Below are 11,959 nucleotides of genomic sequence, written 5' to 3'. Positions count from 1 at the left end.
ATCCGTTCCGCACTCTTTTTGAGTCCTGCGGTTTCTCTCAGCCTACTACGCTCGGCAAAATGCCCCGGAGGTGGCATTCAGACCCTCTGTGAAATTAATAGAATGAACGCCTGTGAAAAAGTAATTCGAAACGTTCAATATACTGTGGATACCCCGGCTGGTGTATATAGCTTTGTTGCCCACCGTTTTATTCCTCGGTATGTGTTTTTTAATTCTATTAGTCTTAATAATCTGATAGTATTATAGTATGAAATTAGGTTTTTTTCTTTCGTAATTCCTTCTCAATGAATAAATCATATAATTCATTAGTCGATATTGTTCTGAAATATTTTTTCTTTTTTAATCCTACACCTAATTTTTTATCGCCAGTCCACAATTTTGAGCCAAGATGGTTTGTCAGAGCGACAAACAAAATATCATTTTCATCGATATCTTTAGTTAATCTCGTGGCTTTTTCCAAATCTTGGTCGGAAATCAAGATTTCATCAACGAATTTTATTCTTGAAGCAATATGAGAAAAGGAAGATTCAAACTGAGTTTCGGTTAATCCCGAAATAGATAGTAGTTTATCTTTATGATTAAGAATTTCTTCTTTAAGCAGACTTACGCTGAAAAAGGAAAAATATTTTGAACCGTTTATGATTAATTGTGCAATTTTCCCCTGTGAATTTAGGATGGCACTAAAAACAATATTTGAGTCAACGACTATTTTCATTACTTATTCCGTTGAGCTTTGAATTTAGTCCACATTTTCTTATTCACGGTTTGAGCCAATTCATCAACTTGCTTTTGAGTAGCTTTTGAATTTGCTGTTTTTTCTTTGTAATCAAGATAATCCAACATGTTTTGAAGCTCGGTGATGTCCATATTTGCTGGTAATCTTACCAATATTTCGTCTTTTGTTCTTTCAAGTATCATAAGCGATTCATTTTCCTTAAATATACAAAATTCACTGGAGATTGGCGTCGTTTTTCTTGTTGCCCGTTAGATGTTTTCAATCATTTCCATAAACTATCCATCTGAAATCATTTCATTATCAATTCATTTGCTACAATGAAATTTTAAAGCGTTTTTTCTGTTTTATGGGGATTTCCAAACTACATCGTATTTTAAATGGTGGGCAGCTATAAAATAAACGCGCCTATGTACTGTTATTTACCTTGCATAATGACAGCAGTTGCCCGACTAAGTTCCAATTAGGAAGTTTTGTGAAATAGTTTTGGAAATATGAAATGGTATTCTGAAACGGGACATTCCCAAAAAGTATTTAACTTTGAAGAAATGGAATTGGTAAGCAGGGCTTGAGAAAGGTTTTTGGGACATAGTGGTTAGTTTGGTGCTAATGGTAAAATTAACTTTTTTGACTTATTTTCCAAAAAAGGACTGCAATTCTTTCTCATTTTACCGATGCCAATTATTCTGCCATCAAATCAAATACTTCTTCAGGATCTGCATCATTGTTAATCCAGATATTCTCTATTGTTTCGGCTTCATCAATTGATATTCCTTTTGCTTTTAACTGCTACGAAATAATCAACCTGTTACACATTGAATACATCATTAATTGGTGCTTTTATTATTCTTTCAAAAATAATAGCATCGACTTTCGGATTGGAATATTAATAAAACAGATATAACTGTTAAGCCCAATGCTGCAGGAATGAAAACACCCTTCTGTAAATGAATTTTTAAGGCTTTCCAATTGAGTATGATGTGGAAGACTGAAGATATAACAAAGAAAAGGCCAAATATCTCGTGAACCACCTCTGTATAACCATCAAATATATGGAAAAGCATTAGCATCCCGGTAAGTACAACAATTCATTGTACGGTCATTTTCCGGGTTTGTCCCAACTTCCCGGCAATACGGTTCTGGGCGTGGCCTTAGGTCCAGCCGTGAATTTATCAGCCCAAAAACATGTGAGAAGTAAAACGAAGTCCTCAATACGCTGTGAATGCCGCGGCTGGAGAATGATAGCATAGTTAAACGCTGGCTTTATCTTTTCAAAAATAAATTTATTCTAAATGTATTATGAATTCAGCTGCTTCAATTACCTCATTTTTAGCTGACATTAATTTTTCTTCCCCTTTCAAAATATATTTATCCTCAAGCATTTCTAGCTCATCTTTTGCTTCGAAAATCAACATTTTTTTATCAATCCATTTATTCTCTGCATATACTTCTACTTTATTAGTCAGGAATCCTCCGTTAGCAAATCCAGCACTAAATTGGCCTGTACTTGTATTGAGCTTAATCAAATGAACATTCGCGTATACCCCATTCTTTTTGAACTTAACTCCATAACCAATCAATTCATCATCCTCATAAAAGCAATTTATACAAATTAGCTTTTGCAGGATGGTTGTCTGGCTTGCGTTCAACGTTTGACAAAATGAAATTTTGGGGTTGCTGAGATACGAACCTATCAACCGAACGACCATTATCAGCGAGTGATACGCATAGCCAAACATCTAACCCCCAATATTTTCCGACCGACTGCCAGCAGTAGTTTAAATCATTCCTTTCAACAAATTTTCTAATATTAAATTAAACTCTGTGGGTTTTTCTATCATTGGATAATGTCCCGTTGCAGAGATAGTCTCCACTTGAAAACCATTTTTACAATGGTTTTTCAGTCCGGTTTCGTTTATTGAAAAACTGTCACTGTTTATTAAATACAACTTGTAATTAAGCTGTTCTAATCTTTGTGCTTCAGTCGATGCGTATTGCATTAGGTTCATAAATGCTCCATAGCCAATAACGGAATCGCTATTTGCAAAATCAGTTTTTACTCTGTCTTTCACTTCCCTGGATGTTGTTGGGTGAAAAAGCATCATATCTGCATATGCCGGTGCCGAATTTTTAAAATCCTTTTCAAGCATAGGAAAAAAATCGGTCATTTGTTTCATCTGTTCCGGTGTAAATTCAACGTCAATAAATTTGAAATTGTCAACACCTACAACTCCGACAATTCTTGGATTGTTGGTTAATGCGGTTTGTAGCATAATTTCACCTGCCATAGAATGTCCAATGATTACAACATTTTTAAGGTTCATGGTGTCAATAAATGCTGTTACATCGTTGGCATATTCTTCAATGGTCCAATTGGTTCTTTCGGCTTTTGATTTGCCAAATCCCGGTAGGTCAATTGCATAAACACTGTAATTTTGAGAAAAATATTCTACTTGATTCTTCCAATAAGTTCCGTCAATACACCAACCGTGTAAAAACAAAACTGTTGTGTCGCCTTGTCCCTGTTGAAAATAATTGATTTCAACTTGTTTGTCTCTGATTGTGATTTGTTTTGCTGTCATGCCTTTTGGTGTTTGTGCCTCGCTTAAACTTCCTAAAAGTGAAGCAATGACGATAAAAAAAATTGCTTTCATATTCCTTTTTGTTTGAATTTGAAACAAAGATAAAAGGCACATAGGACAGCCTTTTGTCAGGGGTTTAAAAATAATCTTTTTGAACGTTCTTCTAAATAGTGTTCAATGCTGAAAGTCTTGTCGGGTTTGAAATGAGTTTGTTGAATTTTGAGTTCTTTTATTCTGTCAAGCCGAAACTCTCTTATTTCTCGTCGTAACTCACAAAAGCCAATAGTTGTCCAAACAGCACCGCTAAAGTAAACGGCGTAAGGTCGAATTGTTCGTTCTGTAATTTGCTCTTCTCCTCTTGACTGATATTTTATTTTCAGTTTTTCGCTTTCTGTAATTGAATTCTGGATACTGTCTAAATACAAACTTGTAGGTGCCCAGGATTTTTGAAATCCGATTCTTGAATCCAGAAATTCTAATTTTTCTTTGTCATTGGGTGATAAAACTGCCTTTATTTTCAAAAGTGCCGATTCGTAATTTTTTTTAAGGGAATCTTCGGTATGATAGTTTAATATTTTACAAGTTGTTATCAAAGCTCTTGCTTCTTCGGTTGTAAACATTACGGGAGGCAACCGATAGCCTTCAACTAAGAAATAACCTTTTCCTTCTTCTTCACCAATTGGAACACCCGCAAGTCTTAATGTTTGAATATCTCTGTAAATGGTCCTGTTTGTAACTTCAAATCGTCCAGCTATTTCACGAGCGGTAATCAGTCGTTTTGATTGAAGTTGTATGAGAATGCTGGTTAGTCTGTCAAGTCTGTTCATTATCTGTGTATGCGTTTTGTTAAATTGTTCCAAACGACCTGGCTACATTCACCTTGCCTGGGGCACTCAGACCAGCTTTGATTTTATCAGTTTGAACGCATGTGAGAAGGTAAAACGAAGCCCTCAATATGCAGTGGATGGCATGGCTGGCGTATCACAGCTTTGTTGCTCACCGTTTTATTCTTCGGCATGTGTGTTTTTTTATTCTATTTGTCCTAAGGATCTGATAGTATTATCGTATGAAATTAGGTTCTTTTCTTTCGTAATTCCTTCTCAATGAATAAATCATACAATTCATTTGTCGATATTGTTCTGAAATATTTTTTCTTTTTTAATCCTACACTTAATTTTTTATCGCCAGTCCACAACTTTGAGCTAAGATGGTTTGTTGTGGCGTCGTTAATCTTCAATATTCCAAATAACTCCAATGGTCTTTTTTATTTCTATTTTATTTGGATTTAGATTTAAGTCTTGCTGACTTCCCTCTTCTTCTTCGACTATGTAAAATATTGGTGGTTCGTTTGTGAGTAAATCATCTTGATAGTTTGAAAATCCAAAATTTATATCTTTAATTTTAGATAGTCTGATATTCAGTGACCCGGCTATGTAATTTGCTTTCTTTTTTGCATCATCAATTGCCAATTCAATTGATTGTTTTAGTAACTCGTTTTTTTGCTGGTTACTTAGTTTGAAAGATAAATAATATGCTGTTGGAAATCCTGTGTTTTTTAAGGTTTTCATTACTGTATTCAAAGAATTTGAATTATATGGAAGTTCAAGAATCACTGTGAGGTTTCCTGAATATCCATCTTGTTCTCGAGTTCTTGTTTCTTGGGACCATGAATAACTCTCCGTAATATTCAATCCACTAGATTTTAAATTTTCTTTTGAAATTCCATTTCTGGCAAATGCCTTTTCGAGTTGGTTGTAATAGGTAACTAGTAAATCTGAACATTTTGAATAAACAGTATCTTTTGAGTTAATAGTTATATCAACTAACATCAATTCTGGAACCTCACTGATAATTGCGTTACCTTGAACTCGCAAAAGATTATCTTTCAATTGAGAAAATGAACTGACAGCAGTCAATAAAAAAATGATGGTTAGTATTCTACTTTTCATAATGGTAAATTTTATCGGTTTATCGGTTTATCGGTTATGTCCGTTTTAATGTCCCAGCTATATTATAAATGCACCTAGGGACTGTTATTAATCCTTTGTTTTAAAAGGTGAATAGTTCAGTTCTAAATGAAAAGGTTTTGAAAACGGGAACATTTCTAAAAAGCATTTTTCTTTGAAGAAATTGTATGGGCGAGCAGGGCTTGAAAAAGGTTTTTGGAACATAGTGGTTAGTTTAATTCTAATAGTAAAATTAACTTTTTTAGCTTTATTTTCCAAAGAAGTAAAATTGAAGAAAATAATTGCCGGTTATCACCACCTATTCATCAATTTCAACCACTCTGAGTTTTTTGCCTGCCGGATACTAACCTGCAATATTCAGTATTTATCTTTTCCGATGTCCAACTACCGGCAAAATACCACTGTCCTCGCCAAATTTGATTAAAAACCAGTTCATTATTTTCTGCATCAAATGGGTCGGTGGTTGCTTGTATTTCCTGATACCTGAACATATTTATGAATATAGAAGGTAAAAAAATATTTTATGGGTTGCGCGGAGACAGCCCCTAAAAGTTCAAAACAAATATGTACGGAGAAATTCTACTGAGTTATTCTTTAATTACCCCGTTTTTATTAAATTATGATGCCATTTTTTTAATCCGGGCATTTTCACCGCTTTTATCATACTCGTACGCATCGCAAAAAGAAAACTCTTTTCCATTTTGAGCCATTACAGATTTTCCGTTACAGGAAGCTGTTTTCCCATGTGTAATGATGTTGTCAATAACGATGGTCGAAGCGGTGTGATCTTTCATCTCTTCAAGAGCTTTCGTAACATTCTCTTTTCCTGTCAAATTGCTGTCACCCACCATTTCCCATACCATATCATCGGTAAGTTTGTCGGCGATACTATTAACATCCCCTTTTGCGAAAGCTATGTTATAGTCACGTATCAACTCTTTTAGTGGAGCATTTCCACAATCTTCTCTGCAAATTATTTCCATATTTCCCTGATTTAATTAATTCGAATTCATCCATACTACTTCTCATTTGTGTCCATCCGGATCGGCAAAGGATTTTTGATACATCCAGCCGTGATCCTGAGGCTCGGAATAAATTTTACCGCCCGACTGGACAGCTTTTTCCACCATCTCATTATCGAGGGGTATTAATTCCTGTCCGTTCTCTATAAGCTTTTTCCAAAGGTCATCCATCTCTTTGACCGTTTCACAAACACCGAAAAAAGTTATGGACGAATTAAACTGAAAAACCGGCCCACCTTTTAAGGCAATGAATTTGAAAGAATCCAGTTCAAAATCAACGGAAAGAATGGAGCCTTCAGGCATACCATGAATTTCATAACCTTCCTTGCCATAGTAAGTAGATTTCCCAGTTTTGGAATTCGGAAATATTGTGGTGTCAAATTCCGCGGCTTCCTTTGCCTGCATGTCAAACCAAAGATTTGGAATGATTTTTTGATTTTTCAGATCTGCTATTGATTTGTGTTTAATGCAAATTAATTATGACTTGCAAGACCGTTCAATAGGCAAATGCGAAGATGATTGAGCGTATCGGGCTTTCTATTCTACTGGACTTAGTCCTACATATTTTTTGAGAACGGAACTAAAAGACTTTGCATCGGAATACCCAACATGGTTCATGGCTTCTTTGACCGGACTCCCACCTTCTTCGAAGTGTCGTTTTGCTACTTCCACACGAACCCGTTGTAAGTACTTCGAAATGGCATTTCCTGATGAGTTTTTAAATCTTCGCTCAAAAGTTCTTCTACTGGCATAGAGCTTATTGGCGAGTTCATCAACCGTTATGTTTCCGGCATATTCTTCCTCCATAATTATTTGAGCTTTAAAATGTATGATTAAAAAGGTTATTGTTCTGCTATTTCTTTCAATTTTTCATTCATCATCTTAAAGCCTGTTTTCACTTTTTTGTCAATCATTTTTTTCAGAAAAGCCACAAGTAGTCCGTTGAAATTCTCACTGTGAATGGAAGTTGTAGTCACGTTCTCATTGTCGATTAATTTGAAAGAGTGTTTTCCATCAAAAATACCGGCTACAAACAATCACCCCAGCCAGCTTAACTAACGGTTGGGGTTAAAAGTTTTAATCGCAGGTTTAATGATCATACCTCTAGATCCAGGAGGAACAATCCTTACCGATTTTTTCTTTCCCGGTACTACTTCACCCTTAATAGAAGTGATAAAAGGATTCCAGAAAGGGAAATTTTCAAAATCGGTGAGGATAGCCCAAACTTTTTTCGGACTGGAATTAATGAGAATTTCAGTTTTCAGTTCCTTTTAAATAAGTCCATTTTTTTTAGCCTGAATTGTTTCATAACCAAGAAAGCAACACGTTTATTTAAATAACATAAAAAACAACCGGATTTTGGATGTGGTCCTTTTCTTCCCTCTTTGAGAACGGGAAAGCACCAAAAAAAGCCACACAAACATAAAAGTTCATGTGGCTTTTTAAATTTTTGGTCGGGGTGACAGGATTCGAACCTACGACCTCGTCGTCCCGAACGACGCGCGCTACCGGGCTGCGCTACACCCCGAAAATATTGCTTGACTGCTCAAATACGGCCACAAAAATATATTTTTTTTATGAAATAACTTTACAATCTGGGGATATTTTTAGAAATTTGCGCGGAATAAAAGCTTAACCCAGTATGTTTAAAGATCATGCACATAGTTTGATAAAAAGAATCCTAACCGGAAAAGACGACTTTACAGAACATTTCTTTTGTATCATCATCTGCCTGGCTTTTCTATTTGCCGCTTTAAGTACCGTTTTTAATTTACTCATCGGTCTTCCCACAATGGTTGCTGCCTGGAGTGGATTACTAAGTTTGATCCTTTTGATTGTCTTTTATCTGAACCGTCATCCCGGAAAAAAGTATCGGACCATTGCCAAAAGCCTCTTTTATCTCTCTGTCGTAATTACTCTCAATGGCATGTGGATATACAATGGAGGATCCAAGAGCCCGTCTCCCCTTATTTTCATGGCATTCATGGCACTCATTGTTTACATGGAGCCAAAACCCGGAGCCGGCTATATCTCTCTTTTAATTGGTGTTAATCTGGTTGCACTCATTCTGCTGGAATTCTATTTTCCCGATTTGATTTTACAATATCAATCAACAGAACAGCGAATTCTGGATTTTCTTGTTGTTGTTTCATTTCTTTTTCTGGCAGTAGTGCCGGCTCTTTCCTATTCGCGACGCATTATTATTCAACAAAAAGAGCAGGCAGAACAGGACAATCGACAAAAATCGGCTTATCTGGCCAATATGAGTCATGAAATCCGTACACCCATGAATGCCATCGTTGGGTTTGCGGAATTACTCAAACACCCTGACGTATCCCGAAATGAACAACACGATTATATTGACATTATTAAGCAAAACAGCGACCTTTTGCTAAATATGCTCAACAATATCCTGGACCTTTCCAAACTGGAAGCAAAACTGGTTGAAATAAATACTTCAGAATTTTGTGTCGCTTCTTTATTTTCGCAAATTTACAATGCCCATATCACTCAAATCAATAAAACCAATCTATATCTGGAACAGGATCTTCCCGAAGAGTTAAAGAATACCATTATAAGAAGTGACAGGACATTGTTGTTCCAGGTATTCTCCAACCTCATAACCAATGCAATAAAGGTTACGCAGCAAGGTGAAATCCGCTATGGAATAAGATTTAAAAATCAACAGGTACATTTTTTTGTTTTTGACACAGGGCCGGGAATACCCAAAGAGCAACAGGCGAAAATTTTTGAACGTTTCAGCCAACTAAATAACGCATCGAACGGCAACACAAACTCTGATGGCGTAGGTTTGGGCTTATCCATCTGCAAAGCAATCCTGAATCTATTAGATGGTCAGATAAAACTTCATTCTGAAGTCAATAAAGGTTCCACTTTTATTTTCTCATTTTCGCCGGATATAATAACTGGTGAAAAAAGAGAAATCAGTAATTGTAAAGAATCAGAAATCTCAGCGACAAAAGTGGAAGAGCCTTGTCTGTAACATATTGCCCCCCCTAGTGTTGTGTCATGTAAAAGATGACGTATAAGTTGAAACGGAAATCAGTGATGCTTGGCGCGATGTTTTATGATTGACAAGAATTACTCGGTTGGTTCTTCAAGTTTTGTGGTTTTATCCACAATGGTCGAGACGGTTGCGTCACCCGTCACATTCACGACCGTGCGCATCATGTCCAGTATGCGATCCACTGGCAGAATAATGCCTATCCATGCCGGATTCAGCCCTACGGAGCTTAAAACCACCATCAACATCACTACCCCTGCACTGGGTATGGCTGCGGCTCCAATGCTGGCAAGGGTGGCCGTAAGCACAACCATTAACTGCTGACCGATACTCAAATCAACCAGATGCATCTGCGCAAGAAAACCACTGCCACTGCCTGGTATAAACTGGTTCCGTCCATATTGACGGTTGCCCCGATAGGCAACACAAAACTGGAAATCCGCTTGTCCACTTTCAAATTCTCTTCCACACACTCCAGGGTCACCGGAAGCGTGGCAGCGCTACTGCTGGTTGTAAAAGCAAGCATCTGAGCAGGACTAATGCCCCTAAGGAAATCCCTAAAAGACATCCCTTTGACAAAAAAGGCCATAAAAGCCGGATAAATGACAAAAGCCATAATTACCAGGCCCAGTACCACCACCAGAGAATACCAGGTAAGTCCTTTAAACAGTTCCAACACATGACCAGGATTACCCCCTGCCATTTGATTGACCATTCCAGCCATTAATGCAAAAACAAAAAAGGGAGCTGCGGCCATTATCACCTCCACCATCTTGAGGAAAACCGCCGCAATAGAATCAATTAGCTTTTTGAGGGGAGCTGCCTTTTCGCCAGGTATAAACAACAGGGCGACTCCAAAGAATATTCCAAAAAAAATAATCTGCAACATATTCCGGTTATCGGAAAGGCTAAAAAACAGATTCCCCGGCACCATTTCCTCCAAAAATACCAAAGGACCATCTTCATTGGCTTTTTGTGCTGTTTCCAGACGAACTCTGACCTCCTCGGTTTCTTCAAAACCACTTTTTTCGACAACCTTGTTTAATACCTCCTGATAAGTGCTGTCCTGAGAAAACCAGCGCCCGTCTTTGGGCCTCATACCCCGTTCCTGAAGCCAAAGTTCGTAGGCCATTCTGTTTTCGAGCCTTACCTCTTTATCCAGGGCTTTGCCGGGAGCCAATACATTAACCAGCACCAGCCCCACCGTAACCGAAATAATGGTGGTCGTCAGATACAACAACAACGTTTTTCCACCCAGTCTCCCCAGGTCCCGGGGATGTCCAAGGCTAACAATTCCACCAATAATAGAAAACAGTACCAGCGGAACAGCAATCAGTTTCAGCAGATCAATAAAAATCCGGCCCCAGGGTGCAATCCAACTCTCGGTGAATGAGCCCCACCCCAGCCAGCTGGATGCCAGGGCCCAAATTATTCCCAAAACCAGGCCGATAATAATTTTCCAATGAAGTGGAAGTTTTTTCAACATATTATTTCCAATCAAAAACTTACCGATAGGTTTTATTCATCAGCCATGCGTCTAAAATTACCATAGCAGCCATAGCCTCCACAATAGGAACTGCACGGGGAACCACACAGGGGTCATGTCGTCCGCGGGCTTTCATCACCACTTCATTGCCGGATTTATCCACAGTATTCTGATCTTTAAGAATGGTTGCAACAGGTTTAAAGGCCACGCGAAAAACAATCTCTTCACCGTTGGAGATACCCCCCTGTACCCCTCCGGAGCGATTGGTACGGGTTTTAACTGTTCCATCTTCAGTATAAAACTCATCATTGTGCTCCGACCCTCTCATAGAAGAAGCTTTAAAGCCCATTCCGTATTCGAAACCTTTTACGGCATTGATGGAAAGCATTGCCTGTCCCAAAGTGGCATGAAGTTTATCGAAAACCGGATCTCCCAGACCTGCCGGAGCATTTTTAATCACGCAGCTAACGACCCCGCCCACGGAGTCTTTATCCTGACGGATATTATCAATGTAATCTATCATGCGTTCGGCCATCTCTGTATCAGGGCAACGAACCGGGGTGGATTCAATGGTCGACAAATCGGCGGGAATATCCTCCATAATCAGTTCTCCCACCTGGGAAACAAAAGCGGTGATGTCCACCTCAATTTCCTTCAGCATCAGTTTGGCAATAGCACCTGCTACCACCCGGGCAATAGTCTCCCGGGCAGATGAACGACCTCCACCCCGATGGTCCCGGATTCCGTATTTGGCATCATAGGTGTAATCGGCATGAGAAGGACGATACAGTTCTTTCAGGTTGTCATAATCATTGGACTTCTGGTCTTTATTCCAGATGGCAAAGGCCAAAGGAGTTCCGGTGGCTTTTCCGTCCATTACCCCGGAAATAAATTCAACCCGGTCTTTTTCGTCGCGGGGAGTAGTAATTTTCGACTGTCCCGGTCGCCGTCTATCCAGTTCGTGCTGAATAAATTCCATATCCAGTTCCAACCCGGGCTTTACGCCTTCCAGAATTCCCCCAACACCACGTCCGTGAGATTCACCAAAAGAAGTCAGTTTAAAAATCCTGCCAAATGTGTTACCTGCCATCGTATAATTGTTTATGTCGTTTCTAAAAATGAGTTGTAAAAATAGGTGATGCAG

13 protein-coding genes, 1 tRNA gene and 1 pseudogene are annotated in these 11,959 nt (G+C 38.3%); 1 reads left to right on the top strand and 14 read right to left on the bottom strand.

Going from position 1 to position 11,959, the window contains the following annotated elements; all coding sequences use genetic code 11:
- Positions 1-253: 253 nt before the first annotated feature.
- The 12 genes from QZZ43_RS03615 to QZZ43_RS03565 form a co-directional block, all read right to left on the bottom strand.
- Positions 254-715: a PIN domain-containing protein gene (locus QZZ43_RS03615; RefSeq protein ID WP_291856342.1), complete on the bottom strand. Its 462-nt coding sequence runs from the start codon at positions 713-715 to the stop codon at positions 254-256.
- A complete protein-coding gene (locus QZZ43_RS03610) occupies positions 715-918 on the bottom strand; it encodes a hypothetical protein (protein ID WP_291856340.1) in 204 nt (67 codons plus the stop codon). Before QZZ43_RS03610 ends, QZZ43_RS03615 begins: the two co-directional genes overlap by 1 nt.
- A 1,098-nt stretch (positions 919-2,016) precedes the next feature.
- Positions 2,017-2,382, bottom strand: a complete 366-nt coding sequence (locus QZZ43_RS03605) for a hypothetical protein (RefSeq protein WP_291856339.1) — start codon at positions 2,380-2,382, stop codon at positions 2,017-2,019.
- 129 nt (positions 2,383-2,511) lie between these two features.
- The gene (locus QZZ43_RS03600; RefSeq protein ID WP_291856337.1) at positions 2,512-3,387 is read right to left on the bottom strand and encodes an alpha/beta hydrolase; all 876 of its coding nucleotides are present in this window, start codon (positions 3,385-3,387) and stop codon (positions 2,512-2,514) included.
- A gap of 56 nt (positions 3,388-3,443) precedes the next feature.
- A complete protein-coding gene (locus QZZ43_RS03595; RefSeq protein WP_291856335.1) occupies positions 3,444-4,142 on the bottom strand; it encodes a YafY family protein in 699 nt (232 codons plus the stop codon).
- 399 nt (positions 4,143-4,541) lie between these two features.
- Complete coding sequence (locus tag QZZ43_RS03590) at positions 4,542-5,264, bottom strand: SIMPL domain-containing protein (RefSeq protein ID WP_291856334.1); 723 nt, start codon at positions 5,262-5,264, stop codon at positions 4,542-4,544.
- Positions 5,265-5,899: 635 nt separating this feature from the next.
- Positions 5,900-6,265, bottom strand: coding sequence for a nuclear transport factor 2 family protein (locus QZZ43_RS03585; protein ID WP_291856332.1), 366 nt, complete (start codon positions 6,263-6,265; stop codon positions 5,900-5,902).
- 42 nt (positions 6,266-6,307) lie between these two features.
- On the bottom strand, positions 6,308-6,730 hold the full coding sequence (locus QZZ43_RS03580) for a VOC family protein (protein WP_291856391.1): 423 nt from the start codon (positions 6,728-6,730) through the stop codon (positions 6,308-6,310).
- A 111-nt stretch (positions 6,731-6,841) separates the two neighbouring features.
- Positions 6,842-7,111: a helix-turn-helix domain-containing protein gene (locus QZZ43_RS03575; protein ID WP_291856330.1), complete on the bottom strand. Its 270-nt coding sequence runs from the start codon at positions 7,109-7,111 to the stop codon at positions 6,842-6,844.
- 35 nt (positions 7,112-7,146) lie between these two features.
- Positions 7,147-7,341, bottom strand: coding sequence for a hypothetical protein (locus QZZ43_RS03570; RefSeq protein ID WP_291856328.1), 195 nt, complete (start codon positions 7,339-7,341; stop codon positions 7,147-7,149).
- A gap of 18 nt (positions 7,342-7,359) precedes the next feature.
- Complete coding sequence (locus QZZ43_RS19555; RefSeq protein ID WP_367221222.1) at positions 7,360-7,557, bottom strand: SRPBCC family protein; 198 nt, start codon at positions 7,555-7,557, stop codon at positions 7,360-7,362.
- Between the two features lie 198 nt (positions 7,558-7,755).
- Positions 7,756-7,832 (bottom strand) — tRNA-Pro (locus QZZ43_RS03565).
- Between the two features lie 114 nt (positions 7,833-7,946).
- On the opposite strand from QZZ43_RS03565, the gene QZZ43_RS03560 reads away from it, so the two are divergent.
- A complete protein-coding gene (locus tag QZZ43_RS03560; protein ID WP_291856326.1) occupies positions 7,947-9,308 on the top strand; it encodes a HAMP domain-containing sensor histidine kinase in 1,362 nt (453 codons plus the stop codon).
- A 98-nt stretch (positions 9,309-9,406) separates the two neighbouring features.
- Here QZZ43_RS03560 and QZZ43_RS03555 read toward each other — a convergent pair.
- Both QZZ43_RS03555 and aroC read right to left on the bottom strand, forming a co-directional pair.
- Positions 9,407-10,815, bottom strand: a pseudogene (locus QZZ43_RS03555) (dicarboxylate/amino acid:cation symporter).
- A gap of 19 nt (positions 10,816-10,834) precedes the next feature.
- Positions 10,835-11,905 carry a chorismate synthase gene (gene aroC / locus QZZ43_RS03550; RefSeq protein ID WP_291856324.1) on the bottom strand — a complete coding sequence of 357 codons (1,071 nt, stop codon included), beginning with the start codon at positions 11,903-11,905 and terminating at the stop codon, positions 10,835-10,837.
- Positions 11,906-11,959: the final 54 nt, after the last annotated feature.

It is taken from the genome of Marinilabilia sp. (assembly GCF_016278715.1).
Classification (GTDB): Bacteria; Bacteroidota; Bacteroidia; order Bacteroidales; family Marinilabiliaceae; genus Marinilabilia.
This window is presented reverse-complemented; position numbering and strand designations above follow the sequence as displayed.

Excerpts from the sequence above, each read along its gene's own strand:
- QZZ43_RS03615 (WP_291856342.1), bottom strand. The coding sequence starts at position 715 with ATGAAAATAGTCGTTGACTCAAATATTGTTTTTAGTGCCATCCTAAAT.
- QZZ43_RS03610 (WP_291856340.1), bottom strand. The coding sequence starts at position 918 with ATGATACTTGAAAGAACAAAAGACGAAATATTGGTAAGATTACCAGCA.
- QZZ43_RS03600 (WP_291856337.1), bottom strand. The coding sequence starts at position 3,387 with ATGAAAGCAATTTTTTTTATCGTCATTGCTTCACTTTTAGGAAGTTTA.
- QZZ43_RS03595 (WP_291856335.1), bottom strand. The coding sequence starts at position 4,142 with ATGAACAGACTTGACAGACTAACCAGCATTCTCATACAACTTCAATCA.
- QZZ43_RS03590 (WP_291856334.1), bottom strand. The coding sequence starts at position 5,264 with ATGAAAAGTAGAATACTAACCATCATTTTTTTATTGACTGCTGTCAGT.
- QZZ43_RS03585 (WP_291856332.1), bottom strand. The coding sequence starts at position 6,265 with ATGGAAATAATTTGCAGAGAAGATTGTGGAAATGCTCCACTAAAAGAG.
- QZZ43_RS03575 (WP_291856330.1), bottom strand. The coding sequence starts at position 7,111 with ATGGAGGAAGAATATGCCGGAAACATAACGGTTGATGAACTCGCCAAT.
- QZZ43_RS03560 (WP_291856326.1), top strand. The coding sequence starts at position 7,947 with ATGTTTAAAGATCATGCACATAGTTTGATAAAAAGAATCCTAACCGGA.
- aroC (WP_291856324.1), bottom strand. The coding sequence starts at position 11,905 with ATGGCAGGTAACACATTTGGCAGGATTTTTAAACTGACTTCTTTTGGT.